The sequence below is a fragment of the Streptomyces sp. NPDC052023 genome (assembly GCF_044548465.1).
Lineage (GTDB): Bacteria > Actinomycetota > Actinomycetes > Streptomycetales > Streptomycetaceae > Streptomyces.
The window spans coordinates 1-25,762 of sequence record NZ_JBIUBW010000014.1 but is presented as its reverse complement, the minus strand read 5'-3'; the positions used below and the strand labels follow the sequence as shown (position 1 = coordinate 25,762).

At 72.6% G+C, this 25,762-nt stretch carries 26 protein-coding genes and 1 pseudogene; 10 read left to right on the top strand and 17 right to left on the bottom strand.

The features are described from left to right. Positions 1–84: 84 nt before the first annotated feature. Positions 85–2,487, bottom strand: a pseudogene (locus tag ACIHCM_RS25345) (AAA family ATPase); the annotation flags it as partial. 485 nt (positions 2,488–2,972) lie between these two features. Here ACIHCM_RS25345 and ACIHCM_RS25340 point away from each other — a divergent pair. The 5 genes from ACIHCM_RS25340 to ACIHCM_RS25320 all read left to right on the top strand — a co-directional run bounded on the left by ACIHCM_RS25340 (position 2,973) and on the right by ACIHCM_RS25320 (position 7,824). Next, positions 2,973–4,508, top strand: a complete 1,536-nt coding sequence (locus ACIHCM_RS25340) for an alanine/glycine:cation symporter family protein (RefSeq protein ID WP_399899956.1) — start codon at positions 2,973–2,975, stop codon at positions 4,506–4,508. Between the two features lie 271 nt (positions 4,509–4,779). Then, the gene (nhaA, locus tag ACIHCM_RS25335) at positions 4,780–6,081 is read left to right on the top strand and encodes a Na+/H+ antiporter NhaA (RefSeq protein ID WP_399899953.1); all 1,302 of its coding nucleotides are present in this window, start codon (positions 4,780–4,782) and stop codon (positions 6,079–6,081) included. Between the two features lie 278 nt (positions 6,082–6,359). Continuing rightward, positions 6,360–6,740, top strand: a complete 381-nt coding sequence (locus ACIHCM_RS25330) for a DUF2795 domain-containing protein (RefSeq protein WP_399899950.1) — start codon at positions 6,360–6,362, stop codon at positions 6,738–6,740. Then, a complete protein-coding gene (locus ACIHCM_RS25325; protein WP_399900327.1) occupies positions 6,740–7,198 on the top strand; it encodes a CBS domain-containing protein in 459 nt (152 codons plus the stop codon). Before ACIHCM_RS25330 ends, ACIHCM_RS25325 begins: the two co-directional genes overlap by 1 nt. 83 nt (positions 7,199–7,281) lie before the next feature. Beyond that, entirely contained in the window at positions 7,282–7,824 is a 543-nt protein-coding gene (locus ACIHCM_RS25320; protein WP_399899947.1) for a type 1 glutamine amidotransferase domain-containing protein, read from the top strand. 66 nt (positions 7,825–7,890) lie between these two features. Here ACIHCM_RS25320 and ACIHCM_RS25315 read toward each other — a convergent pair whose 3' ends face one another. Beyond that, a complete protein-coding gene (locus tag ACIHCM_RS25315; RefSeq protein WP_399899944.1) occupies positions 7,891–8,226 on the bottom strand; it encodes a DUF6158 family protein in 336 nt (111 codons plus the stop codon). Between the two features lie 56 nt (positions 8,227–8,282). Between ACIHCM_RS25315 and ACIHCM_RS25310 the strand changes: the two genes are divergently transcribed. After that, entirely contained in the window at positions 8,283–9,398 is a 1,116-nt protein-coding gene (locus ACIHCM_RS25310; RefSeq protein WP_399899940.1) for a Vms1/Ankzf1 family peptidyl-tRNA hydrolase, read from the top strand. A gap of 268 nt (positions 9,399–9,666) precedes the next feature. Here ACIHCM_RS25310 and ACIHCM_RS25305 read toward each other — a convergent pair whose 3' ends face one another. Beyond that, the gene (locus tag ACIHCM_RS25305) at positions 9,667–11,286 is read right to left on the bottom strand and encodes an ABC-F family ATP-binding cassette domain-containing protein (protein WP_399899937.1); all 1,620 of its coding nucleotides are present in this window, start codon (positions 11,284–11,286) and stop codon (positions 9,667–9,669) included. Positions 11,287–11,328: 42 nt separating this feature from the next. Then, entirely contained in the window at positions 11,329–11,994 is a 666-nt protein-coding gene (locus ACIHCM_RS25300; RefSeq protein ID WP_399899934.1) for a histidine phosphatase family protein, read from the bottom strand. A gap of 73 nt (positions 11,995–12,067) precedes the next feature. On the opposite strand from ACIHCM_RS25300, the gene ACIHCM_RS25295 reads away from it, so the two are divergent. From ACIHCM_RS25295 to ACIHCM_RS25285, 3 genes are all read left to right on the top strand, one after another. Continuing rightward, complete coding sequence (locus tag ACIHCM_RS25295; RefSeq protein WP_399899931.1) at positions 12,068–13,564, top strand: bifunctional phosphatase PAP2/diacylglycerol kinase family protein; 1,497 nt, start codon at positions 12,068–12,070, stop codon at positions 13,562–13,564. A 129-nt stretch (positions 13,565–13,693) separates the two neighbouring features. Continuing rightward, on the top strand, positions 13,694–14,515 hold the full coding sequence (locus ACIHCM_RS25290) for a methyltransferase domain-containing protein (RefSeq protein ID WP_399899928.1): 822 nt from the start codon (positions 13,694–13,696) through the stop codon (positions 14,513–14,515). 39 nt (positions 14,516–14,554) lie between these two features. After that, a complete protein-coding gene (locus ACIHCM_RS25285; protein WP_399899925.1) occupies positions 14,555–14,725 on the top strand; it encodes a hydrophobic protein in 171 nt (56 codons plus the stop codon). Between the two features lie 15 nt (positions 14,726–14,740). Here the strand turns inward: ACIHCM_RS25285 and ACIHCM_RS25280 are convergent, their stop codons facing one another. From ACIHCM_RS25280 to ACIHCM_RS25220, 13 genes are all read right to left on the bottom strand, one after another. Further along, entirely contained in the window at positions 14,741–15,022 is a 282-nt protein-coding gene (locus ACIHCM_RS25280; protein WP_393108916.1) for a gas vesicle protein K, read from the bottom strand. Further along, positions 15,019–15,207 (bottom strand): gas vesicle protein, encoded by a 189-nt coding sequence (locus ACIHCM_RS25275; RefSeq protein WP_393108914.1) that lies wholly within the window; start codon positions 15,205–15,207, stop codon positions 15,019–15,021. Before ACIHCM_RS25275 ends, ACIHCM_RS25280 begins: the two co-directional genes overlap by 4 nt. Beyond that, the gene (locus ACIHCM_RS25270) at positions 15,204–16,022 is read right to left on the bottom strand and encodes a GvpL/GvpF family gas vesicle protein (protein WP_399899921.1); all 819 of its coding nucleotides are present in this window, start codon (positions 16,020–16,022) and stop codon (positions 15,204–15,206) included. Before ACIHCM_RS25270 ends, ACIHCM_RS25275 begins: the two co-directional genes overlap by 4 nt. Then, a complete protein-coding gene (locus ACIHCM_RS25265) occupies positions 16,019–16,345 on the bottom strand; it encodes a gas vesicle protein (protein WP_399899918.1) in 327 nt (108 codons plus the stop codon). The genes ACIHCM_RS25270 and ACIHCM_RS25265 overlap by 4 nt, the downstream gene beginning before the upstream one ends. Continuing rightward, the gene (locus ACIHCM_RS25260) at positions 16,342–17,466 is read right to left on the bottom strand and encodes an SRPBCC family protein (protein ID WP_399899915.1); all 1,125 of its coding nucleotides are present in this window, start codon (positions 17,464–17,466) and stop codon (positions 16,342–16,344) included. The genes ACIHCM_RS25265 and ACIHCM_RS25260 overlap by 4 nt, the downstream gene beginning before the upstream one ends. Then, a complete protein-coding gene (locus tag ACIHCM_RS25255) occupies positions 17,463–18,167 on the bottom strand; it encodes a DNA primase (protein ID WP_399899912.1) in 705 nt (234 codons plus the stop codon). Before ACIHCM_RS25255 ends, ACIHCM_RS25260 begins: the two co-directional genes overlap by 4 nt. Next, a complete protein-coding gene (locus ACIHCM_RS25250; protein WP_399899909.1) occupies positions 18,164–18,427 on the bottom strand; it encodes a gas vesicle protein GvpG in 264 nt (87 codons plus the stop codon). The genes ACIHCM_RS25255 and ACIHCM_RS25250 overlap by 4 nt, the downstream gene beginning before the upstream one ends. 4 nt (positions 18,428–18,431) lie before the next feature. Further along, entirely contained in the window at positions 18,432–19,205 is a 774-nt protein-coding gene (locus ACIHCM_RS25245; RefSeq protein WP_399899906.1) for a GvpL/GvpF family gas vesicle protein, read from the bottom strand. Next, the gene (locus tag ACIHCM_RS25240; RefSeq protein WP_399899903.1) at positions 19,202–19,621 is read right to left on the bottom strand and encodes a gas vesicle structural protein GvpA; all 420 of its coding nucleotides are present in this window, start codon (positions 19,619–19,621) and stop codon (positions 19,202–19,204) included. Before ACIHCM_RS25240 ends, ACIHCM_RS25245 begins: the two co-directional genes overlap by 4 nt. A gap of 45 nt (positions 19,622–19,666) precedes the next feature. After that, positions 19,667–20,029: a gas vesicle protein gene (locus ACIHCM_RS25235; RefSeq protein WP_399899900.1), complete on the bottom strand. Its 363-nt coding sequence runs from the start codon at positions 20,027–20,029 to the stop codon at positions 19,667–19,669. A gap of 105 nt (positions 20,030–20,134) precedes the next feature. Then, positions 20,135–21,061, bottom strand: coding sequence for a non-homologous end-joining DNA ligase (ligD, locus tag ACIHCM_RS25230; RefSeq protein ID WP_399899897.1), 927 nt, complete (start codon positions 21,059–21,061; stop codon positions 20,135–20,137). Beyond that, positions 21,058–22,905 carry a transketolase gene (locus tag ACIHCM_RS25225; protein WP_399899894.1) on the bottom strand — a complete coding sequence of 616 codons (1,848 nt, stop codon included), beginning with the start codon at positions 22,903–22,905 and terminating at the stop codon, positions 21,058–21,060. Before ACIHCM_RS25225 ends, ligD begins: the two co-directional genes overlap by 4 nt. Continuing rightward, positions 22,902–24,530, bottom strand: a complete 1,629-nt coding sequence (locus ACIHCM_RS25220) for an FAD-dependent oxidoreductase (RefSeq protein WP_399899891.1) — start codon at positions 24,528–24,530, stop codon at positions 22,902–22,904. Before ACIHCM_RS25220 ends, ACIHCM_RS25225 begins: the two co-directional genes overlap by 4 nt. 162 nt (positions 24,531–24,692) lie before the next feature. Here ACIHCM_RS25220 and ACIHCM_RS25215 point away from each other — a divergent pair, with 162 nt between their 5' ends. Next, complete coding sequence (locus tag ACIHCM_RS25215) at positions 24,693–25,649, top strand: LLM class F420-dependent oxidoreductase (protein ID WP_399899888.1); 957 nt, start codon at positions 24,693–24,695, stop codon at positions 25,647–25,649. Positions 25,650–25,762 lie beyond the last annotated feature (113 nt).

Here is a 25,762-nt window from a genome sequence, read left to right as displayed (position 1 = left end):
TTGACAGCTCCTTGGCGTGCACCAGGGGGCGCACCGTCATTGCCGGATGCGGGCAATGACACGACCACGGCCGGTCCTGGCGGATCACGAGGAGGGCGCCCGCGACGCCCCGGTGGCGCGGGTGATCGCGGACTCGACGGCGGCGACGCGGTCGGCCAGCAGGCCGAGAGCGGCCACCGCCCGGGCTAGCTGATCGCCCTGCGCACCTCCGAGTGCCTGCGCCCGCACGTATGCCGCCTTCAACTCGGCCCAGCCGGCGGCCTGCTCGCCGGTCAGCACACCGCGTAGCGCGGCAAGCTTGAGCAGGTTGGCCTCGGCGCCGGTGGTGAGGGTCTGCGCCTCGGCACGGTAGTGGTCGTCGATGACGGCGGCGAGTTCGGCGTCGTTCATGACCGGCTCGATGCGCTGGGCGATCTTGTTCATGTTGCGGTAGGAGCCCTGGAGCCGGAAGGGCGGCTCGGTGCGGGTGGCGTCGGCACGGGCCGCCGACGCGAGGTACGCGGCGTTCACCGCGAGGACCGTCGCGCGCACCGTGAGCAGATGACGCAGGACGGCCAGGATCCGCTCCAGTTCCGCGGGGGCGTACGGGTGTGCCAGCCGGTCGGCACGGGCTGCCGGATCACCCTCCGCGAGGCGGACGAGCAACTCGACGTCACCGCGGTCACGGCCGGCGAGGGGCGCGAGGACCGGGTTGGCGGTGAGGGCGTTCTCGACGAAGCTGAGCGCGAAGACGTTCTCCTTGCCGGTGAGGACGTCGCCGAGGTTCCATACGTCGGCCCGGTTGGCGAGCATGTCGGGGACGCGGAAGCGGGCGCCGGACTCGGTGTACGGGTTGCCGGCCATGCAGACGGCGAACCGCTTGCCGCGCAGGTCGTAGGTGCGCGGCTCGCCGTTCCACACACCCTCCGCGCGGCGCGTGGCGTCGCAGAGCGGGATGAACTTCTGCAGCAGCTCGGGCGAGGTGTGCTGGATGTCGTCGAAGTAGAGCAGTGTGTTGTTGCCCGCCTCCAGAGCGAAGTTGATCTTCTGCACCTCCTGGCGTGCGGTCGCGTTCGGGGCCGCGGCCGGGTCGAGCGAGGTCACGTCGTGGCCGAGGGCGGGGCCGTCCACCTTGACCAGCATCAGTCCGAGGCGCTCGGCGACGTACTCCACCAGCGTCGTCTTGCCGTATCCCGGCGGGGAGATGAGCAGCAGCAGACCGCCCGTGCCGGTGCGCCTGGACTCGCCCGTGGTGCCGAGCTGTTTGGCGAGGCTGTCACCGATCAGCGGCAGATACACCTCGTCGATCAGCCGGTTGCGCACGAACGCCGGCATCACCCGCGGGCGGTACTCGTCCACGCGGATCCGGGCGCGCTCGGCCGCCGCCCATGCCGTGCGGCGGCGCTGGTAGGCCCGGTGGGCCGGCACCTCGTGGGCACGGAATTGCCGGGTGCGGGCAAGGAGCTCGTCGACGCGCACGGTGAGCGTGCCGCCGTGGATGCGCGGGTGGGCGCCGAGCAGTCCCCCGACGGTCTCGCTCAGCGGCGCGTCGCACGCGTAGCGGGGCAGGTCCGGGCAGAGTTCGGCGGCCACCGCTTCGGCCAGGTCACCGGGGGCGAGGTCCGCGCCCGTCGCCGTGGCGTACGCGGTCAGCCACGCCTCGACCAGTTGTCGGCGGGCGGCCAGGTCACCGAGGGCCGCGAGATCGTCGTCGTACGCCGACGTGCCCACCGTGCGGCGGAACTTGTCGAGCAGCGTGCGGGTCCCGCTGCTGATGACGAACCCGGCGGGCTCGCTCGTCAGTTCGTCGAAGAGGTACACGGCGGCGGAATCGGCGGCCGGACCGCCGATCGCCTCCGTCAGCTCCGCCTGGAGGTCCGCGATCGCGGGTGCCGGTCCGAAGGTGTCCCGGGCGCGGGCCAGGGCCACCGCACGCCGGGTCAGGCTGTCGCGTACGTCGCTGGTCGCTTCGTGGGCCCAGAACAACTGGGCCGCGGCGCGGGCGGCCGGCTCGTGGCGCAGCAGGCCGGCGCCCTCGTGCAGGCGCAGGAGCGCCGTGAGGATCAGGGTCGTGTCATGGTCGTGGACACCGCGCTCGTACCCCTCGTCGTATGCGGCCTCCGCCGCCTGCCGCACCAAGGCGGGCAGGTCGCCGGCGTCCGCGAGGGCGGCAGGGCCGTGCTCGCCGAGCAGCCGGGCCGCGAGGTGTTCGGCGCGGTAGACGTCCGGCGACTCCGACGGCAGCGGGCGGTCCCAGTACGGGCGGGTGGCGGCGAGGTCGGGGTCCATCACCGGGGAGCGGTAGTCCGTACCGGTGAGCGCCAGGGCGAGACCCTCGCCGTGCGGGACCAGTGTCAGGTCCAGGGGCTGGGTGTTGACGGCGAAGCGGTGGGCGCCCAGACGCAGGGTGGCGCCGTCGTCGGCGTACAGGTCGGCGCGGTCGCGCAGGGCGCGCAGGGCCTCCTGGCGCGCGGCCTTCAGACGGCCGTCGACCTCCTCCGCCCTGACCACCGACGGGGCCGGCAGCCGGAGCGGGGCCGCCTGCGCTCGCTGCTCACGATCACGGAGCGTATTGTGCCGGGCGGTGCGCGTGACACCGGGGCGGGACCCCCCGACAGCTCCTGCCGCAGGGCGCCTGATCAGCGCAAATTCCGGGACCGCCGAAGTTCCGCCTGTTCGCTCAGCGGAGGCACGCATCCGGATAACGGTCCGGTCACGAGTGCTGGGACTTTTCAAAGCTACTCACCGTTATGTGATCCGCATCACTAAAGGATCCGTAAACGACGTGCTAAAACTGCGCAACCCCGCACGGGCTCGAGACCTCTGCGGAGTGCCGGCACGCGCCGGCAGCACGACCACGTGAACACGGCCCGAGTCCGCGGGACGTGCCACGGCGGGTCGCCGATCGGACAACGGCGTTCGCTCAAAGACCGCACACTCGCCGGCGCAGCCTCCCCGGGCGCCGGTCCCCCTGCGCCACCGAGGTAGCCATAGTGTCTCTCGACGCATTCACCGACTCCGTCGACAAAGCAGTCAGCTCCTTCTTCGAACCGATAGCCTCCTGGCTCGGCGAAGTCGTCTTCTACGCCGTCCCCGTCGGCGGAACGGACCTCCCCCTCATCGTCGCCTGGCTCGTCGTCGCCGGTCTGGTCTTCACCGGCTGGTTCGGGTTCGTGCAGTTCCGCAAGTTCCGGCTCGCCGTCGACGTCGTCCGGGGCAAGTACGACGAGAAGGGGTCGGCCGGCGAGGTCAACCACTTCCAGGCCCTGACCGCGGCCGTCTCCGGCACCGTCGGACTCGGCAACATCGCGGGTGTCGCCGTCGCCGTCTCCATCGGTGGTCCCGGTGCCACGTTCTGGATGATCCTCTGCGGTCTGCTCGGCATGGCCACCAAGTTCGTCGAGGTCACGCTCGGCGTGAAGTACCGCGAGGTGCACGCCGACGGCACCGTCTCCGGCGGCCCGATGCACTACCTGCCCAAGGGCCTCGCCGACCGCTTCGGCAAGAACGGCAAGACCTTCGGCAAGGTCCTCGCGGTCCTCGCCTCCTTCATGGTCCTGTTCTTCGGCCTCTTCGGCGGCAACCTCTTCCAGGTCAACCAGAGCTACGCCCAGCTCGTCTCCGTCGCCGGCGGCGAGGACGGCGCGATCGGCTCCTCGACCGGCGCCCTGTTCTTCGGCATCCTGATCGCCGCGCTCGTCGGCATCGTCCTGCTCGGCGGCATCCGCTCCATCGCCAACGTCACCAGCAAGCTCGTCCCCTCCATGGCCGGCATCTACATCGCCGCCTGTCTGGTCGTCATCCTGGTGAACATCACGGCCGTTCCCGACGCCCTTGTCTCGATCGTCGAGGGCGCCTTCAACCCCGAGGGCGTCGCCGGTGGTGTCCTCGGCGCGCTGATCATCGGCTTCAAGCGGGCCGCGTTCTCCAACGAGGCCGGTCTCGGCTCCGCGCCGATCGCGCACTCCGCGGTCAAGACCAAGCACCCCGCCAGCGAGGGCCTGGTCGCCCTGCTGGAGCCGTTCATCGACACGGTCATCATCTGCACCATGACCGCCCTCACGATCGTGATCGCCAACCCGGCCAGCTGGGCCGAGGCACGCGCGGGTGAGTCCATCGGCGGCGTCACCATCACCTCCGACGCCTTCGGCACGGTGCTGCCCTGGTTCCCGTACATCCTCACCGTCGCGGTGATGCTGTTCGCCATCTCGACGGTGCTGACCTGGGGCTACTACTGCCTCAAGGCGTGGACGCACCTCTTTGGCCGCAGCAAGGCCAGCGAGCTGACCTTCAAGGTCCTCTACACCCTCTTCGCCGTCGCGGGCTCCCTGCTCACGCTGCAGACCCTGATCGACATGGCCGACGCCGTGCTCTTCATGCTCGCCGTCATCAACATCATCGGCCTCTACCTCCTCGCCCCGGTCGTCAAGCGCGAGCTGAACTCCTTCCTGGAGTTCGTCCGCGCCCGCAAGGCCGGCGAGACCGACGAGGCCGACGAAGGCAAGGAGCCGGTGAAGACCACCGCCTGACCGCCTCCCACGGCCGGGCAGCCCGACTCCTGAGCGGGCCCGTGCACACCTCGCGCCTTGGTGTGGACGGGCCCGCTCGTCATGCCCAAATACCGCGTTTCAGCAGGTGAAACAGGGTCTGGCAGGGCGGGCGGCAGGCGGTTAGGGTGTAAAGAACGCGTCAAAGGCCGCCCCTTGTGTGCGGCCGCAGCACGACGCGCGGTGTGCCGGGAAGTCTGGTCGGCGTCCAAGGGGCTCGTATGCCCTCGCCCCGAACCCCGGAGGATCCCTGATGGCAGCCGCGCCCCGCGAGCGTTCCCCCTTCCTCGGCCTGCTCCCGCTCCCGGAGCGCAACGCCGTCACCCAGGCCCTGCGCACGGAGACGGTCGGCGGTCTGGTCCTCCTCGCCGCGGCGCTGGTGGCCCTCGTCTGGGTCAACACCCCCTGGGGTGACACGTACGAGAACATCCGCGACTTCCACTTCGGCATACCGGCGCTCGGCCTGGACCTGTCCGTCGGGCACTGGACGGCCGACGGGCTGCTGACGATCTTCTTCCTCGTCGCCGGCATCGAACTGAAGCGTGAACTGGTCGTCGGCGAGCTGCGCACCCCCGCGACCGCCGCCCTTCCCGTCATCGCCGCCGTCGCCGGCATGGCCGTCCCGGCCGCGTTCTACGCCGTCACCGTCACGGCGGGCGGCGGCGACCTGTCCGGCTGGGCCGTTCCCATGGCCACCGACATCGCCTTCGCCCTCGCGGTCCTCGCGGTACTGAGCACGCATCTGCCCGCCGCGCTGCGCGCGTTCCTGCTGACCCTCGCCGTCGTCGACGACCTCGGCGGCATCCTGGTCATCGCCGTCTTCTTCACCAGCGACCTCGATTTCGCCGCCCTGGGCGGCGCCCTCGCGTGCCTGCTCGTCTTCTACGCGCTCCAGCGCTTCCGCGTGCGCGGCTGGTGGTGGTACGTCCCGCTCGGCCTCGTGACCTGGGCGCTCATGTACAACGGCGGCGTCCACGCCACGGTCGCCGGTGTCGCGATGGGCCTCATCCTGCGTACCACCCGCGACAAGGGCGAGACGGCCTCACCCGCCGAACGCACCTCCCACCTGCTTCATCCCGTGTCCGCGGGGGTGGCGGTACCGCTCTTCGCGCTCTTCGCCTCCGGCGTCGGCATCACGGCCGCCTCGCTGGGCGAGGTGTTCACCGAACCCGAACCACTGGGCGTCATCCTGGGCCTCGTCGCGGGCAAGACCCTGGGCATCTTCGCCGGCACCTACCTGGCCGCCCGCTTCACCCGGGCCAAACTCAACCCCGAACTCGCGTGGGCCGACGTGTTCGCCCTCGCCGTGCTGGCCGGCATCGGCTTCACCGTCGCCCTGCTCATCGGGGAACTGGCCTTCCCCGACCCGGCCGCGGCCGAGCACATCAAGGCCGCCGTCCTGGTCGGTTCCCTCGTCGCCGCCTTCCTGGCGGCCCTCCTCGTCAAGCGGCGCAACGGCATCTACCGCCGCCTGTACGAGGAGGAGACCCGGGACGACGACCACGACGGCATCCCCGACATCTACCAGCGGACCGCCGCCGGCGACCCCACCTGAGCCGGGGGGCCGGACGGACGCCCCTCCCGCCCCGGCCACCCGCTCGACCGAGGTGCCCGGCACCCTCCGCGTGCCGGCCCTGTCCGCAGCCGCGCGCCGTACGTGCCAGGACGGCCCGCCCGGGTACCCGTCCGCCGACCGTGCGGACCGCGTCGGGGAACGGGGAACGAGCAGGGGACGAGCGGGGGACGAAATGGGCCGGATGCGGCCCTGTGCGCCCCGTGTCGCTCCCCGCCCTCCGGGTACGCGGTGCGCGACCCCGAAGTCTGGAGCAAGACATGCAGCGAGGCAGTGACCGGCTCAGCGTCCACCGGGACGAGGAGATGAAGCACGAACTGCAGGGGCTGCTCAGGTCGGGCCACCCCACCCGCTCGGACGAGTGGCACGACCCCGAGCCCACCGCCGACGACGACCCGCGCATCGCGGGTGGTCCGGCCATGCCGGCCTCGCTGGCGGAGATCCGGCTGGAGCTGGGCCGGATCCTGGGCCGCAGCGCCTTCCCCGCGGGGCCGGGCGACCTGATGAGCGCCCTGCGCCGGCGAAACGCGCCCGACGCCCTGATCGAGCCGCTGCGGCGGCTGCCCCGCTCGGCCCGCTACGGCAACGTGCAGGAGCTGGCCGAGGCCCTGACCCACGGTGAGCGGCGGAGGGAGACATGATGACGGCCGACTATGTGCGCGAAGTGATGACGCCGGGGGTGGTGGCGGTCCGTCCGGACGCCTCGCTGGTGGAGGCGGCGCAGCTGATGCGCGCCCAGGACATCGGCGATGTGGTCGTGGCCGACGGGCAACGTGTGGTCGGGGTGCTGACCGACCGGGACATCACCGTGCGGGCGGTCGCCGAGGGCATCGATCCGCTGACGGTGAGCGCCGCGTCGATGTGCACTCCCGACCCGGTGGTGGTCGGCCCCCAGGACCCGGTGTCGACGGCGGTGGCGCTGATGCGCGAGAAGGCCGTACGCCGGCTCCCCGTCGTCGAGGACGGCCTGCCGGTCGGGATGGTGAGCCTCGGGGACCTGGCACTGGCCCAGGACCCGGAGAGCGCCCTCGCCGACATCAGCCGGGCCGACCCGGACACCGCCGCACGCCCCGTCCCCGACATCAGGGGGCCTGTGTGAGGCGGGGCCCCTCGGCGGCGACCGGGAGGCCGAGCCGGCCGAGCAGGAAGAGCAAGAAGCACACGGAAGGACGCTGAGGCATCATGCGTATCGCTTTTCTGACCGCGCCCGAGGGCGTCGAGCAGGTCGAGCTGACCGACCCCTGGAAGGCCGTCGCCGACGCCGGGCACCAGCCCGTGCTGGTCTCCACGAAGAGCGGCGAGATCCAGGCCTTCGACCACCTCGACAAGGCGGACACCTTCCCCGTCGACGAGGTGGTGGGCGAGACGTCCGCCGGCTCCTTCGGCGGCCTGGTGCTGCCGGGCGGGGTCGCCAATCCGGACTTCCTGCGGATGGACGACAAGGCCGTGGCCTTCGTACGGGACTTCTTCGAGCAGGGCCGCCCGGTCGCGGCGATCTGTCACGCGCCCTGGACGCTCGTCGAGGCCGACGTCGTACGGGGCCGGGTGCTGACCTCGTGGCCCAGCCTGCGCACCGACATCCGCAACGCCGGCGGCACCTGGGTGGATGAGCAGGTCAAGGTGTGCGACCACGGCGGCAACAAGCTCGTCACCAGCCGCAGGCCGGACGATCTGGAGGCCTTCTGCGAGACCTTCCTCGAGGTGTTCGCGAAGGAGAGCGCGTAGCGCCACGGCACGTCGACGCCGAGCCGGTCTCCGCACGCGGAGCCCGGCTCGCGCCGTGCCACGCCCTCATACCGAACCGGGCTCCCGGGTCGCCGGGCCGCCCGAACCCCACTTGCCCACCGGGGTCCGCTCGTCGCGGGCGTCCTCGGGGCAGGCGCGTTCGCGGGCGCCGTCGCGGGTGCGGCCGGGAGCGACGCAGCGGCGCGGATTGCGGCGCAGGTACTCGCCCTCCAGCTGGGCCATGCGTTCGTTGTGCACGCGCAGCGCGTCGTTCGAGCCGTACAGCAGGGTGTCGTGGCGTGTGCGGTGGATGGTCTCCAGCTCCTTCATGAGCTGCTGGTCATCCAGCCGGTCCGGGTCGACTCCGGTCATCGTGGTGCCCCGCTCGTCGTGTTCTCTCATGCGGTACGGGTACCCGCCCGGGAAGCAGTACCCCGAGCGGCAACCGGGAGGGAGCCATGGATCTCGCGTTCCTGCATCCACTCTACGAACATCCGGGCCCCTGGGCCTCCGTGTACGTGGACCTGTCACGGCATGCGGAGGACACGCCTCATCAGCGGCAACTGACAGCGGAGGCGATGTCCCGGGAGCTCGCCGGGCAGGGCGCCGACGAGGCGACCTGCCGTGCCGTGCGGGACGCGATCGCGGAGCTGAAGCACTCACCCGAGCCGCACGGCCGTGCCCTGTTCGCCCGCGCGGGCAAGGTGGCCCTCGATCCGCCGCTGGCCCGTGCCCCGCAGCGCGACCGTGCCGTGTGGGCGCCGCTGCCCCGGGCCACCCCGCTGCTGGACCTGACCGGCGAGGACGCGGTGGCCGTCGTGGCGTACATCGACCGCAGGGGCGCCGATTTCGAGCTGCGCAGCGCGCTGGCCCGGGAGAAGGCCGGTTCGGTCACCGGACGCCAGTGGCCCGTGCACCGGACGGGCTCCGCCGACTGGTCGGAGCGCCACTTCCAGCTGCGGGTGGAGAACACCTGGGAGCACAACGCCGCGGAGATCGCCGACGCGCTCGCGGTGTGCCAGGAGGAGACCCGTGCCGACCTGCTGATTCTCGTCGGCGACGACCGGGAGCGGCAGACCGTGCACGAGCGGCTGCCCAAGCGGCTGCACGAGCGGGTGGTGGCGGCCCGGCACGGCGCGGGCAGCCGGCTGCTCGACGGCGACGTGGAGGAGGCCCGGGCCACCCATGTGCGCCGGCATGCCGAGGCGGAGCTGGAGCGGTTCCTGGCGGCCCGCGCACCGGACGAGGAGGGTCGCGCCAGGGCCGCGGAGGGCGTGCCGGCCCTGATCGAGGCGGCGCGGGAGCACCGTATCGACGAGCTGGTCGTGCGTCCGGACGGCAGCGACATCCACCGTGAGGTGTGGATCGGGGAGGACGCCGATCAGCTGGCGGTCCGCCGTACGGACCTGAAGATCCTCGGCGAGCAGAACTCCTGGTCGGCCCGCGTGGACGACGCCCTGCTCCGCTCGGTGGTCGCGACGAACGCCCCGGCGATCTCGCTGACCCCGGTCGAGGCGGCGCGCGAGCAGGACATACCGGCCGGCGGCCTGGGCGCGCTGCTGCGCTGGCCCTGACCGGGACGCCGTCGCGCCCCCGCGCCGCCCGGACCGCGCCGGGCGGCGCCCGGACATCGGCCCCACCGCACCCGGCCGACCCGACCGGCCCCACACCACGCCGGCCAAGCAGCCCACTCCCGCGACCTGGGGCCGGGCGCCGGCGGGAAACCGGCCCGCGACCACACCCACGCCCCCGCCCCCTGACCAGACAGCGCACCCACCAGCCCGCCACGCGACCCGCCCGACCGGGGGCAGGCCGCGCGTCACGGGGCCTCGGGGGCAGCCGCTAGCGCGCCCGTTCCACCCGCCGCTCGTCCCATACCGGTTCCGGGGTCTCCCGGACGCGGCCGTCGCTGCCGAAGACGAGGAAGCGGTCGAAGGAGCGGGCGAACCAGCGGTCGTGGGTGACCGCCAGGACCGTGCCGTCGAAGGCCTCCAGGCCCTCCTGGAGCGCCTCTGCGGACTCCAGGTCGAGGTTGTCGGTCGGCTCGTCGAGGAGCAGGGCGGTGACACCCTGGAGTTCCAGCAGCAGGATCTGGAAGCGGGCCTGCTGGCCACCGGAGAGCCGGTCAAAGGTCTGTTCGGCCTGGCCGGTCAGTTCGTAGCGGCGCAGCCGGGACATCGCCGCGCCCCGGTCCTGGGCGTGTTCCCGCCACAGGATGTCGAGCAGGGTGCGGCCCAGGAGTTCCGGATGGGCGTGCGTCTGCGCGAAGTGCCCGGGCACGACCCGCGCCCCGAGCTTCCACTCACCCACGTGCGCCACGTCGTCCCCGGCGAGCAGCCGCAGGAAGTGCGACTTGCCCGAGCCGTTGGAGCCGAGGACGGCGACCCGCTCGCCGTAGAAGACCTCCAGGTCGAACGGCTTCATCAGACCGGTGAGTTCGAGTCCCGCGCAGGTGACGGCCCGTACGCCGGTCCGGCCGCCCTTGAGCCGCATGGTGATGTCCTGCTCTCGCGGCGGTTCCGGCGGCGGGCCCGCTTCCTCGAACTTGCGCAGCCGGGTCTGGGCCGCCGCGTACCGGGACGCCATCTCGTGGCTGACCGCTGCGGCCTGACGCAGATTCAGCACCAGCTTCTTCAGCTGGGCGTGCTTCTCGTCCCAGCGCTTGCGCAACTCCTCGAAGCGGGCGAAGCGTTCCCGCCGGGCCTCGTGGTAGGTGGCGAAGCCGCCGCCGTGCACCCAGGCGTCGGCACCGGCCGGGCCGGGTTCGACGGAGATGATCCGCTCGGCGGTGCGGGCGAGCAGTTCGCGGTCGTGGGAGACGAACAGGACCGTCTTGCGGGTCTCGGCGAGACGCTCCTCCAGCCAGCGCTTGCCGGGTACGTCGAGGTAGTTGTCGGGTTCGTCGAGCAGCAGTACCTCGTCGGTGCCGCGCAGCAGCGCCTCCAGCACGAGGCGTTTCTGCTCACCGCCGGAGAGGGACCGCACCTGCCGCCACTGCGCCTTGTCGTACGGCACGCCGAGCGCGGCGGTGGTGCACATGTCCCACAGCGTCTCCGCCTCGTAGCCGCGCGCCTCGGCCCAGTCCGCGAGCGCCTGCGCGTACCGCATCTGGGCCGCCTCGTCGTCGACGGTCATGACGGCGTGCTCGGCGGCGTCGACAGCCTGCGCGGCCTCGCGGAGGCGGGGCGGCGCCACCGACACCAGCAGGTCACGTACGGTCGTGTCGTCCCGTACCGAGCCCACGAACTGCCGCATCACGCCGAGCCCGCCGCTGACGGTGACGGAGCCGCCGTGCGGTTTCAGCTCCCCCGCGAGCAGCCGGAGCAGGGTGGTCTTGCCCGCGCCGTTGGGCCCGACGAGGGCGGCGACGGCGCCCTCGCCCACCCGGAAGGACACATCGCCGAGCAGGGTCCTCCCGTCGGGGAGGTGGTACTCGATGTGCGCGGCTTCCAGATGTCCCATGAGGCCGCATTCTGCGGGCGGCCGAGGGGGTGGGGCAAACGCTTAACGCGCGTGACCGGCCGTGTCCACCGGCTCCCCGGTCGGACCGCCGTCGCCCGCGGGCGCGACGGTCGCGCCGGCCCAGGTCAGGGCCTTCCAGCCGTCCGACGGGGAGCCTTCGAGGACCACCACGCCGGTGTTCTCCAGCGGATGGGCCGCGGCGAAGGCCACGTCGACGTTGCCGGCGCGGGCGGCCGTCCAGGTCCGGATCGCGGCGCCGTGGCTGACCATGGCGACGGTCCCGGCGCCGCTGCGGGCGGCCTCGGCGACCACCGCGTCGTACCGTGCGAGCGCCTCCGTGCCGCTCTCTCCGCCGGGCACCCGCAGCGCGGTGTCCCCCGCGGCCCAGGCGAACGCGATCCGCATGTACTCCTCGCCGCGCTCCGAGTCGCCGGGCAGCATCTCCAGATCACCCGCAGACAGTTCACGGATGCCGTCCCGCACGATCACGTCGAGCCCGCGGGCCGCGGCGAGCGGAGCGGCGGTGAGCTGGGCGCGGACGAGTGTGGAGGCGTAGACGGCCTCGATGTCCTCGCCGGCGAGCGCGGCCGGCAGCGCGGCGGCCTGGCGTTCACCCAGCTCGGTCAGGCCGGGACCGGGGGCCGCGGTGTCCAGCAGATGGCGGACGTTGGACGGGGTCTGACCGTGGCGGACGAGCAGCAGGCGCATTCGGCGGGTTCCTCCGGGTGCCGGCCCCCGAGGACCGGACAGAAGACAGCCACTTCAGGGTACCCGCCCCTACATGAGCCCAGACGTCGACCTCACCGCCCCCCGACCCGGCCGCCACGCACTGCGCGAGCGGCTGCTCGCGCTGGACTGCCGGCTGTTCGAGTTCGCCGCCGCGCGGGACTGGCCCGCCGCCGAACCCGTGCTGCCCCGGCTGAGCCGCAGCGCGAACCACGGGCTGCTGTGGTTCGCGACCGCCGGCGTCATCGCGGCCAGCCGCACCCCCAGGGCCCGGCGGGCAGCCGTCCGCGGAGTGGCCTCCCTCGCGCTGGCCTCGGCCACGATCAACACCATCGGCAAGCGCAGTGTGCGCCGCACCCGCCCCGTCCTCGACTCCGTGCCGTCCGTCCGTCATCTCAAGCGCCAGCCGATCACCACGTCCTTCCCCTCCGGCCACTCCGCCTCGGCCGCGGCCTTCGCGGCCGGTGTGGCCATGGAGTCCCCCACCTGGGGTGCCGTCGTCGCCCCGGTCGCGTTCTCGGTCGCCATGTCCCGCGTCTACACCGGTGTCCACTTCCCGAGCGACGTGCTGGCGGGCGCGGCCCTCGGCGCGGGTGCCGCGTTCGCCGTACGGGGCATGGTGCCGACCCGCGACCAGGTCACCCTGCCGCCCCGGCCGCGCGCCGACGCCCCGGCGCTGCCCGAGGGCGAAGGCATGGTCGTCGTCGCCAACACGGCGGCCGGCAGCTCCGACCGCATCCGGGCGCTGCGGACCGCCCTGCCCCGGGCGGAGGTCGTCGAGTGCCTGCCGGAGGAGGTGCCGGACGAGTTGGAGAAGGCGGCCGCCCGGGCCCGGGTGCTCGGCGTGTGCGGCGGCGACGGCACGGTGAACACCGCCGCCGAGATCGCCCTGCGCCACGACCTGCCGCTCGCCGCGCTGCCCGGCGGGACGCTGAACCACTTCGCCCACGACCTGGGCGTGGAGGACGTACGGGCCCTGGCCGGTGCCGTCCAGCAGGGCGACGCGGTCCGCGTGGACATGGGCCGGTTCGCCTGCGGCGACAAGCGGGGCGTCTTCGTCAACACGTGCAGCCTGGGTGTCTATCCGGAGCTGGTACGCGAGCGGGACCGCTGGTCTAACCGGATCGGCAGCTGGCCCGCGGGGGTGCTCGCGGCGCTGCGGGTGCTGCGCGCCGACCGGCATCCGCTGGAGGCCGAAGTGGGCGGCAGGGCCCGGCCCTTGTGGCTGCTGTTCGCCGGCAACGGCACCTATCACCGGATGGGGCTGGCGCCGGCCCGCCGGCTGGACCTCGCGGACGGGCACCTCGACGTGCGGGTGGTGCACGGCGGCCGGAGGCCGGCGCTGCGCCTGCTCGCCGCCGCGCTCGCCGGGCCGCTGACCCGCTCCCCCGCCCACGCCGCCGTCCAGGTCCGCCGGCTGCGGCTGTCGGGCGTCGCCCCGGGCACGCTGCTCGCCTACGACGGCGAGGTCACCGAGGTGGAGGGCGAGGTGTCGCTGGAGAAGCTGCCGGAGGCACTGGTGGTCTACCGGCCCTTGCCTCAGCAGTACTGACACAGCAGTACCGACCCAGCAGTACTGATACACCGTCAGTCCGTATGGCAAAACTCCATGTCTCACCATCCGGTCGGACGCGTACCGTGACCGTGGACGCGATCCGGCCGGAGGACAAGGGGTACCGCCATGCAGAAAGCCCAGGAGACCGCCTTCTACACGCACGGGCACCACGAGTCCGTGCTGCGGTCCCACACCTGGCGGACCGCCGCCAACTCGGCGGCGTACCTCCTCGGCGTGCTGGAGCCGCACATGCGGATCCTGGATGTGGGGTGCGGCCCCGGCACCATCACCGCCGACCTGGCCGCGCTGGTCCCGGACGGCCGCGTCACCGGGGTCGACCGGGCGCCGGAGATCCTGGAGCAGGCGCGGGCCACGGCCGCCGGCCGGGGCCTGGCCAACGTCGGCTTCCCGGTGGCCGACGTGCACGCGCTGGACTTCCCGGACGACACCTTCTGCGTGGTCCACGCCCACCAGGTGCTCCAGCACGTCGGCGACCCGGTGCGGGCGCTGCGCGAGATGGTGAGGGTGACGAAGCCGGGCGGCTTCGTCGCGGCCCGTGACGGGGACTACGCCGCGATGACCTGGTACCCGGCCTCACCCGGCCTGGACGACTGGCTGGAGCTGTACCGGCGCGTCGCCCGCGCCAACGGGGGCGAGCCGGACGCGGGCCGCCGGCTGAAGGCCTGGGCGCTGCGGGCGGGGCTCACCGACGTCAGGGCCACATCGAGCACCTGGACCTTCTCGGCGCCGGACGAGCGGGCGTGGTGGAGCGGCCTGTGGGCGGACCGCACCGTGGCGTCCGCGTACGCCCGACGGGCGATCGAGGGCGGCCACGCCACCGGAGAGGAGCTGCGGGCCGTGGCCGAGGCCTGGCGGGAATGGGGAAGGGCGGCCGCCGGCTGGTTCGGCGTGCTGCACGGGGAAATCCTGTGCCGCAAGATCGGCTGAAACACCCGTTTCGGGAAACTCGGCGAACAGGAGGTCATCATGGTTCCCATCCTGCTCGTACTGCTTCTCGTACTGATTCTCTTCGGCGCCGGGTTCGCCGTCGAGGTGCTCTGGTGGATCGCCATCGCGGTGCTGGTCCTGTGGCTGCTGGGATTCCTGCTCCGGGGCACGACCGCCGGCGGCACCAGGGGACGCTGGTACCGCTGGTGACCTGGCCCCGGGCCGTCAGTCCCGGGGCAGCAGAGGTCCGAGCGGCCCGAGGTCCAGGTTGAGGTCCTCGGGCCGCAGCCCGTAGCGGTCCCGCAGCTCCGTCATACGGTCGTCGAGGAGCATCAGCGTGAGCCCGATCCGCTCCTCCTGCTCCTCGCTCAGATCGCCCTCGTCGAAGCGGCGCAGCGCCTGCCGTTCCATCAGCTGGCGCAGCAGCTCCACGACGGTGAGGACGAGCTTGACCAGGTCGCGTTCGACCGTGTCCGGCTCCAGGTCGAGCTTGCGGGGAGCTGTCACGTCGGATCACCCCAGGGGGACGGGACCTGTTCGTTCACGGAGCTGATCAGGGCGTTGAGGTCGATGCGGACGAGGTCGACGTCCGCGATGCGCAGGGTGATGTCGCCGGTGATGACCACACCGCCGGCCAGCAGCCGGTCGAGCAGGTCCACCAGGGCGATCTCACGGCGTTCGATCACCGTCACGGCTTCTCCCCCGCGAAGGAGTAGGCCGCCCACGGGCCGGTGAGTTCCACCCGGATCCCCGGCATCTCGTCCTTCGTACGATCCACGATCTCCACGAACTCCTCGGACTGCCCGCGCGGCACCAGATAGGCCGCGTTCAGCACGTTGCGGCCCGAGGCCCCGGACAGCTGGGCGCTCTGGGGCGCGTGCAGCCGGGAGTCCTCCGCGTGCGCGGCAAGCCTTTCGTGCAGCCGGTCCGCGAACTCCTCCGCCTTCCGCAGGCCCGACTCGCGTTCCTTGACGCTGCGGCTGCGCCGGCGCAGGTAGTCCCGCCCGGACATGGCCTTTCCGGCCGCCCGCCCGTCCTCCGCGCCGGCCTCGGCGTCCGGCCCCCGCGCGGGCTCCGCGGACTGCGCGGGCTCCCCGGATTCGCCGGTCCCGGACTCCGCGTACACCTTCACGCCCCACTCCACCCGGCCCGCGAGCCGGTCCAGGGTGCGCAGGAAGTCGCCCTCGCGGGCCTCCAGCATCATCCGTACGCCGCTGTCGTCCCGGAAGACGGTGCCCAGCCGGAGCGGAAGGGGCGTCGTCACCGTGGTGAGCGCGTCGATCACGCCCTGGTGACCCCGGGCGGTGGCGGTGAGCCAGTCGAGGTCCTCCAGATGCGCGCGCAGCGGCTCCTCGGCGAAGTCGTGCTCGGGCACCGTGCTGACCACCGCGACCAGGCCACCGTGGTGCAGCAGCTTGGGTGGCGCCCCCGCCACGCCCGTCAGCTGGGACTGCAGCGCCGCGCCGAAGGGGCGGCAGACGGCGTACACGTACCGCAGTCCGGTCATGGGCTCTCCTCCTGTGCGCGGCCGGCCTCCAGCGCCGCCAGCCGCTCGCGCAACTCGGCGTTCTCCTGCGCGAGTTCCTTACGGCGAGCGCCCGACGACAGGGCCGGGTCGTCCTCCCACCAGTCGATGCCCATCTCCTTCGCCTTGTCGACGGAGGCGACGATGAGCCGCAGCTTGATGGTGAGCAGTTCGATGTCGAGCAGGTTGATGCGGATGTCGCCCGCGATGACGACGCCCTTGTCGAGCACCCGCTCCAGGATGTCGGCGAGGTTGGCGCCGCTGCCGTTGCCATAGGGGTCGGGCAGACGGGTCGGCGTCGTCATCGACGGCTCCGGGCCTCTGCGTGCTCGTCCCGGTACTCGTCGTCGGTCGCCTCGGGCTCCTCACTCTCCTCGGGTTCCTCGGTCTCGTCCCGCGGTCCGGGTTCCCCTTCCGCGCGAGGTTCCTCGTCCTCGTACTCCTCGTCGGGTTCCCGGTCCTCCTCGTACTCGTCGTAACCGTCGTACCCGCCGTCGTCCTGCTCGGCGTCGTCCGGGGCGGCCTCGTCCTGCCCGGCCTCGTCCTCCTCCTCGGCGACCGCCTCGTCGTGGCCGCGTACCACCTCGCCGTCGCGGATCTCCCCGCGCCAGCCGTCCTCCGCCTCGCCCCGGATGGTGATGTGGCGGGCGAAGTTCTTCAGGTCGAGCCGGGCGCGGCGGCCCTGTGCGCGCCAGATGTTGCCGGTCTTCTCGAACAGGCCCTTCGGGTAGTACTCGATCACCAGCAGGACCCGGGTGAGGTTGTCGGCGATCCGGTGGAAGGACACGACACCCTTGGTGGTGCCCTTGGCGCCTTCCGAGGTCCAGGCGATCCGGTCGTCGGGGACCTGCTCGGTGGTGCGGGCCTTCCAGCTGCGGTTGGACCAGAAGACCTTCAGCTGCCAGTCCGAGCTGGTGTCGTCGGCCCGCTGGGCGCTCTTGACGCCCTTGGCGAAGGTGCTGAAGTCCTGGTAGCGGGTCCACTGGTCGTAGGCCGTGCGCAGCGGCACACCCACGTCGACGTACTCCATGATCACTGTGGGCCGGTGGCCGGAGCCGCCCTTGCCGCCACCCTTGCCGCCGGTGAGGCTCTTCAGCGCACCGACCACGTTGTCCTTCGCCCGGGAAGCGCCGACCTCCACCGCCGAGCGCAGTGGGCCCTTGCCCTCGGCGAGCTTGCGGCCGCCCTCGAGGGCGAGCTGGGCGAAGCCGGGGCTACGGCCCTCGGCGATGTCGTTGAGCTTGCCGGTGGTCTCGCCGAGCTTGCGGCCGAGGCCGGTGAGCAGCCGGGTGGCCTGCGCCGCCAGATACTCCTGCGCCTCCGCCTTCAGGCGGTCCGCGGCCTCGCTGTGGGCCACGTCGCCGAGCGGGTTGGAGCGGGCCGCGCGGCCCGCCGTGGACGTCGCCGATCCGAGGGTCCCGGTCATCGGTCACCGCCTCCCTTCGGTGCCCGGGCGCCTGGGCGCGCGGACGCCGTCTTGCGGCCGGCCGTCTTGGCGGCGGCCGTCTTGCGTGCGGCGGTGCGCTTGGCCGCCGCCTTCTTCGCCGGGGCCGCCTTGCGCGCGGGCGCCGTCTTGGCGGCCTTCTTGCCTGCCTCGGCCTTGGCGGCCGGGAGCTCCTTCGGGGCCGCCTTCCTGCGGGCGGTCCCCCGGGGCTGCTCGTCGTGGCGCTCCTCGTCGTCGTGCCCGCCGGAGTCCGGTGCGTCGTCGTAGCGCTCGTCGTCGTAGCGGTCGTCGTCGTACCGCTCGTCCTCGTAGCGCCCGTCGTCCCGTTCCTCGTCGTCGTACCCGAGGTCACGGCCGCCCGCAACCGCTCCGCCGAGCCGCTCACGCATGCCCGCCGTCCGGTCGTGCAGCCGGTCGGCGAGTGCGTCGAGCTGCCGCTCCACCAGGGCGCCCGTCGCGGCTCCGCCCACGCCCCGCAGGTCCTGGCGGAGCTGGTCGCCGAGCTCCTTGAACTGCGGGTTGTTCCGCAGTTGCCCGGACACCAGGTCCGCGAGCGCCCGCGGGCCCAGGTTCATCCGCTTGCCGGCGACGAGCGTGCCGACGGCGAACGCCAGTTTCATCTTCTTCGTGCGTCCGAGAATGTATCCGGCCCCTACCGCGAGGCCCAGTCCCACTCGATTCATCGTGCTGTCCCGTTGCCCGTTCCCGCGCCGCTGCGCGAAGCGATCTCCAGCCGGTCGAGGAGTTCGTCCTCCTCACGGTCGAACTCCTCCTCGGTGATCTCCCCGGCCTCCAGCCGCTCCTCCAGCCGGGCGAGTTCGGCCCGGATCGTGGCGGGGTCGTAGTAGATCCGCTCCGCCTCGTGGAGGACCTGTCTGATGGCCCAGGCGCTGCCGCGCACCGGGGCGAACGGCAGCAGCAGCACCTCCGAGATCAGTCCCATGCCGTCACCCGGCCCCGGTGTCCACGCCGCCCGCGGTGCTGCCCGCCGGCTCGGCGGGGCCGGGCTCGACGAAGCTGTACGGGGGCAGCGGGCCGTTCACGCGCACCTCCAGGTGCGGCATCTCCTTACGGACCTGCTCCACCGCCGCCAGGAAGTTCTCGGCGGACCGCCGGTCCACCAGGAACGACACGTTGGAGAGCCATCCGGAGGACTCCGGGCCCACACTGACCGCCTCCGCGGCCGGCTCCAGGACACGCTGGAGCGCGGGTCCGTCCTCGGCCTCCTTGGCCTGCACCGCGGCCGCGACCATCTCACCGAGCCGGATCTTGTCCTCGTAACCGCCGCCGCCCGCCTTGCGGTTGGCCTCGGCGAGCGCGCGGATCTCCGGGCTCTCGGCCATCACGTGGTGCAGGACGGCTTCCTCGACGTGATTGGCCTTGATGTTGTACTCGATCCGGCCGTCCAGCGCCGTCAGGCGTTCCTGGTAGTGCCCGGCGCGCTCCACGAGCACACCCGTGACCGCGGCGTCGTCCGGGGCGACACTGCCGAACCGCATCGGCAGCACACAGCCGGCCGATCCGGCCTCCGCCAGCACGTTCTGGTGGGCGAGCAGGTCCTTGCGCTTGGGGCGCAGTCCTTCGGGCGCGTCGCTGACGATGGCCGCCAGGGCGCCTTCCTTGAGGATGCGCACGGGCCGGGCCGGGTCGCCGACGCCGCCCATGCCGTCGGGAAGCGCGGGGTGCGCGCTCGCCGCGATGCCGTAGACGTACGTGCTCACTCCTGCTCCTCCCTGCGCCGCGAGGACGTGGTCTTACGGGCACGCGGCCGCGACTCGCCTTCCTCGCGCGCCTGGCTGAAGGCGTCGGATATCGTCTGCGCGGCCCCGGACAGGGCGCCCTTGGACTTGCCGCGCGCGCCGGACTCGGTGATCTGGCCGACGACGTCGGGCAGGCCGGGGCTCTTGCGCGGGCCGGACTCCAGGTCGAGACGGTTGCACGCCTCGGCGAAGCGCAGATAGGTGTCGACGCTGGCGACGACGACACGGACGTCGATCTTCAGGATCTCGATGCCGACCAGGGAGACGCGGACGAACGCGTCGATCACGAGCCCCCTGTCGAGCACCAGTTCAAGCACGTCGTAGAGGCCGCTGCTGCCGCCTCCACCGCCGCTCTGCTGTGCCGGTACAACGGTCATGCCGGCTGTTCCTCCTTTTCGATGGGTGTGGCTACGGGTGGACGGCTACCGCCTGCTGGCATCGGCCCGCCCGCGTTCGTAGCGGCGCAGGCGCCGGTAGCCGGTGAGCTGTCCGTCGGGGTCGAGTTCGACCTGGTAGCTCGCCATCAGGCTCATCGTGTCGGGCACGCGGGCGAGTTCGAGGACCTCGACCTCCAGGGACCAGCCGTCCTCGGTCTGCTCGAAGGACGACACGCTCTCGGCGGCCATACCGGTGAGCTCCTCCAGCTGGCCGCGCGCGTCGCGCAGCACCTGCATGGGGCTCGGCCGGGAGTCCGCCGCACCACCTTTCGCCTGGTCCGATGTGTCCTGCTTGTTGGGGGAGTTACGTGAACTCTGCGAATCTGATGTGTTCTTTGTGTTCGACATGGCCACCTCGCAGTTCGGGTGGCCGCTGATCCCTTGGCCAAACCTTCGGAATCCGCACGCGTTTCCCGGGTGGCCCATCAGGCCTGCGCAGCGGCGGTATGTGCGTCAGCCACGCAACGCGTCGAGCCGGCGCCGGGCGGGGCCGAGGGCACGGCCGCGGTTCAGCACACCGGCCCAGGGGTTGGTGCGGGCCTGGTCGACGGCGTCGGCGAGGGTCCAGCGGCGCGGCCCGAAGCCGGGGTGGTCGAGCTGGTCCCAGCCGACGGGCACGGCGACGGGCGCGCCGGGCAGCGCCCGTACGGTGAAGGGGGCGACGGCGGTCTGCGCGTAGCCGTTGCGCTGCACGTCGAGGTAGAGGCGGTCGCCGCGGTCCTTCTTGCGGGCCGCGATGGTGAACCGGTCGGGATGCGCCGCGGCGAGTGTGCCGGCCACGTCCCGGGCGAACTCCCGCACCTCGTCGAACTCGTGGCGCCCGTCGAGCGGTACGACGACGTGCAGCCCGCGCGAGCCGGTGGTCATCAGCGCCGAGGGCAGCTTCAGTGTGTCGAGCAGTTCCCCGAGCAGCCAGGCCGCCTCGCGCACCGGCGCGAAGGAGTCGCCGGACGGGTCGAGGTCGAACACCAGCCGGTCCGGCCGGTCGAGCCGGCCGGTCCGGGAGAGCCACCGGTGCAGGGTGAGGCACGCCTGGTCGGCGAGGTAGACGAGGGTGGCGGCGTCGTCGCACACGGTGTGGCACAGGGTGCCGCCCTCCTTGGTCACCTCGGCGCGGGTGATCCAGTCCGGATAGTTCTCCGGGGTGTTCTTCTGCATGAACTCCGGGCCGTCCAGGCCGTCCGGACGCCGCTGGAGCATCAGCGGACGGCCGCGCAGGTGCGGCAGCATGAACGGCGCGACGGCCCGGTAGTAGTCGGCCAGATCCCGTTTGGTGTACTCCTTGGCGTCCCCGCCGCCGGGGAAGAGCACCTTGTCCGGCCGGTGCACCTCGACGGTGCGCCGGCCGGCCCGCACGGCGTGGACGCCGTCACCGCTCACCGTACGACCGCCTGCTCCACCAGCAGCTGGACGGCGGCGGCGATGGACTCGGCGTCGATGCCCGCGGCGTGCAGCTGCTGGTCGGGCGCGGCCGAACCGGGCATGGTGCGCACCGCGAGCCGCACCAGCCGCGGCGTGGGACGACCGTCGAGGAAGGCGTCCAGGACGGCGTCGCCGAGGCCGCCCTCCTCACGGTGGTCCTCGACGGTGACCAGGCAGCCGGTGTCCTCGGCGGCCTGGCGCAGGGTGTGCCGGTCGACGGGCTTGACCGAGTACAGGTCGATCACCCTCACCTGGATGCCCTCGCCGTCCAGCGCGTCGGCGGCGGCCAGCGCCTCGGGCACGGTGACGCCTGCCGCGACGAGGGTCAGCCGGTCGGTCGCCGAGGCGCGCAGCACCTTGCTGCCGCCCACCGGGAAGTCCTCGTCGGGGCCGTAGATCACCTTGTTCTTGCCGCGCGAGGTGCGCAGGTAGCGGATGCCGTCCAGGTCGGCCATGGCCGCGACGAGCCGGGCGGTCTGGTTGGCGTCGCACGGGTACAGCACGGTCGAGCCGTGCACGGCCCGGAACATCGCGAGGTCCTCCAGGCCCATCTGCGAGGGCCCGTCCTGCCCGATCGCGACGCCCGCGTGCGAGCCGACCAGGTTGATCCCGGCCCCGCTGACCGAGGCCATGCGCACGAAGTCGTAGGCGCGCGTGAGGAAGGCCGCGAACGACGAGGCGTACGGCACCCAGCCACGGGTGGAAATGCCCACCGCGGCGGCGACCATCTGCTGCTCGGCGATGTAGCACTCGAAGAAGCGCTCGGGGTGCTCCTTGGCGAAGGCCTCGGCCCGCGTGGAGTCGCTCACCTCGCCGTCGAGGGCGACGACGTCCCCCCGTCCGGTCCCGAGGGCGGCGAGCGCCTTGCCGTAGGCGTCACGGGTCGCCACCTCCTCGCCCTTGTCGAAGCGGGGCAGCTCGACATGGTCCTCACGCACGGCGTGCAGCAGGCGCGCGGCCCGCGGCTCGTGCACGTGCACGCGCAGGTCACGGGGGCCGCCGAGTTCGGCGACGGCTTCGTCGGCGTCGGGGAGCGGCTTGCCGTGCAGCCCCTCACGGTCCTGGACGGCCTCGACGCCCTTGCCCTTGAGCGTGCGGGCGAGGACGACGGTCGGCTGGCCCTTGGTCGAGAGCGCCTCTCCGTACGCACGGTCGATCGCGTCCACGTCGTGCCCGTCGATCTCGATCGTGTGCCAGCCGAACGCCTGGAAGCGGCGGGCGTAGGCATCGAGGTCGTGGCCGTGCCGGGTGGGGCCGCGCTGGCCCAGCCGGTTGACGTCGACGATCGCGGTGAGGTTGTCGAGATTCTCGAACGAGGCGTGCTCGGCGGCCTCCCACACGGAGCCCTCGGCGAGTTCGCTGTCCCCGCACAGCACCCACACGCGGTAGTCCGCGCGGTCCAGCCGCTTGCCGGACAGCGCGATCCCGACGCCGACCGGCAGCCCCTGCCCCAGCGATCCGGTGGCCGTCTCGACCCACGGCAGCCGCTGCGGGGTGGGGTGCCCTTCGAGCCGGCTGCCCAGCTTGCGGAAGGTGAGCAGCTCACCGTCGTCGAGGGCACCGGCCGCCTTGTACGCGGAGTACAGCAGCGGCGAGGCGTGTCCCTTGGACAGCACGAAGCGGTCGTTGCCCGGGTGGTCCGGACGGTCGAAGTCGTAGCGCAGGTGGTGGGCGATCAGGACGGCCATCAGGTCGGCGGCGGACATCGACGACGTCGGGTGCCCGGAGCCTGCGGCGGCGGAGGCCCGCACGCTGTCCACGCGCAACTGCTGGGCCAGCTCGACGAGTTCGCGGGTGTTCATCGGTCTCCTTCGTCGGGGGTGTCGGTGCGCTTCACGGGGCCCGGCGAGGGGTGGTCCGCGCCGCGTCCGGCGGCGGACCGGTTCTCGGCGGGTTCGTCCCCGGCGGGTTCGTTCTCGGCGGGCCGGCCGCCGCGGTGCTTCCTCGCGGGTTCGCCGCCCGGATGGTGGCCCCTGGCCGGTTCGCCACCCGGATGGTTCCTGGCGGGCTCGGGCCCGGGCTGGTTCCTGGCGGGCTCGTCGCCGGGCCGGTTCCCCGCGGCGTCGGGGGACACGGCGGCCCCTGGTCCCTCCCCCGCCTCGGCCCCGGTGCCCCGCAGCGCCCCCTCCGGCATCCGCGCCAGCTCCGGCGACGCCGTGTCCAGCGGCACCGACCAGGACCGTACGAGCCCCAACTGCACGGCCTGGCGCGGCAGTACCGCGTCCAGCAGCCAGTCCGCCGCCACCCGCAGCCGGTTGCCCGGCATCGCGGCGAGGTGGTACCCCCGCGTGACGGCCCCGGCCGCGACCCCGGACAGCGCCACACCCAGCGGATTCGCGGCCGCCTTGGCGCCCCCCAGGTCCACCACGAACCCCAGGTCCCGGTGCCGGTAGGGACGCCGCTCCCCCGCCCCGAACGACGCCGCGATGTTCTGGGCGCACACCTTGCCGTGCCGCCAGGCGTGCTGCGCGGTCATCGGCGTGTACTGGCCGGGGTTCTCGAGGTCGGGCACCGCGGCGGCGTCCCCACACGCGAACACCTCGGGCCGGCCGGGCACCTGGAGGTACGGGTCCACGAGCAGCCGCCCGCGTTCCATGGGCAGGTCCAGCCCATCGACGAGCGGATCGGGCCGCACGCCCACGCACCACACGAGCGTGCGCGTGTCGACGTACTCCCCGTCGGTCAGCAGCACCCCGCCGTGCATCGCCTCCTTCACGGAGGTCCCCATCCGCACGTCGACGCCCCGCTCCCGCAGTACCCGGTCCGCGGTGCGGGAGAGGCGTTCGTCCAGTTCGGGCAGGACGCGCGGGGCGATGTCCAGCAGGATCCAGCGCGGCCGCATGCCTTCGCGCAGGGGGTGATTGCGCACCTGCGCGTCGGTGTACATCTGCCCGTGCGCGGCGACCTCGGTGCCGGTGTAGCCGGCGCCGACCACCACGAAGGTGCAGCGCGCGGCACAGCCCTTGGCGTCCGCGGCGGCGGCCGCCAGCTCCACCTGCCGGGTCACGTGGTCGCGCAGGTAGAGCGCCTCGGGCAGGCCGCGGAAGCCGTGGGCGTGCTCGGCGACGCCGGGGATGGGCAGCAGCTTGTTGACACTGCCGGCGGCGAGCACCAGCCGGTCGTACTCCAGCGTGCCGCCCCCGCCCTCGGGGTCCGAGTAGTGCACGGTGCGGGCGTCCAGGTCGATGCCCTCGGCCTCGCCGAGGACGAGCCGCACCTGTGGCAGGGTGCCGGACAGGGAGACGGTGACCCGGCGTGGCTCCAGGACCCCCGCGGCCACCTGTGGCAGCAGGGGAAGGTACAGAAAGTAGTCGGTCGGGTTCAGCAGTGTGATGTCGGCCTTGCCCCTGGCCAGCCGCGACAGGACGCGGGCCGTCCGGTAGCCGGCGAAGCCGGCTCCGACGATCACGATGCGGGGTCGACTCACGGTTTCGCCTCCGGCGGTCGTCTCGTCCGAGGTTCTCCGCGTCCCCCTGGTCAGGGCACCCAAACCCGGACGGACCCCCCGTTCGGCCCGGCGTTTGGTGCCGAGGGTGCCGGTTACCCGGCCCGGTGACCCACCCACCCGCCCTCACCCGGAGGCATCGCCATGCCCGAGTACGGCTATTTCCTGTCCTGCGAGGAGTTCGGCCCGGCGGATCTCGTCGAGCAGGCGCGGATGGCCGAGCAGGCCGGATTCGAGGCGCTGTGGATCTCGGACCACTACCACCCCTGGAACGACGCACAGGGCCAGAGCCCCTTCGTGTGGTCGGTGATCGGCGCGATCTCCCAGGCGGTGTCCCTGCCCGTCGAGACCGCGGTCACCTGCCCGACGGTCCGGATCCACCCGGCGGTGGTGGCGCAGGCCGCCGCGACCAGCGCGGTGATGACGAACGGCCGCTTCCGCCTGGGGGTGGGCACGGGCGAGGCGCTCAACGAGCACGTCGTCGGCCACACCTGGCCGCCCGCCACCGTGCGCATGGACATGCTGGAGGAGGCCATCCAGGTGATGCGCAAGCTGTTCACGGGCGAGGAGGTCAGTCACTACGGCACGCACTACAAGGTGGAGAACGCCCGCCTCTACACGGTCCCCGACGAGCCCGTCCCGATCGACATCTCCGGTTTCGGCCCGCAGGCCACGGCCCTCGCCGCGCGGGTGGGCGACGGCTACATCACGATGACGCCCGAGGAGTCGATGGTGGAGCAGTTCCGCAAGGGCGGCGGGGGCGCGAAGCCGGTGAGCGGCGGGACGAAGGTCTGTTACGGCACCGACCGCGACGAGGCGGTCCGCACGGTCCGGCGGCTGTGGTCGAACCAGCTGCTGCCCGGCGAGATGGGCCAGGTGCTGCCCTCACCTCGCCACTTCGAGCAGCTGGAGCCGCTGATCACCGAGGACATGGTCCGCGACCACACGGTCTGCGGCGACGACGTGGACGAACACGTGGCCGCGCTGAGCGCCTTCGCCGGGGCGGGCTTCGACCGCGTCTACGTCAACCAGATCGGTCCTGACCAGCGCGCCTTCTTCGACTTCTACCGCACGAAGGTGCTGCCGCAGCTCCGGCGCTGACACCACCGACGCGTGACCGAGGGGGGCGGGGGGGGGGGGGGGGGGGCGGCCCCCCCCCCCCCCCCCCCGCGCCCCCCCCCCCCCCCCCCGGGGGGGGGCCCCCCGCCCCCCCC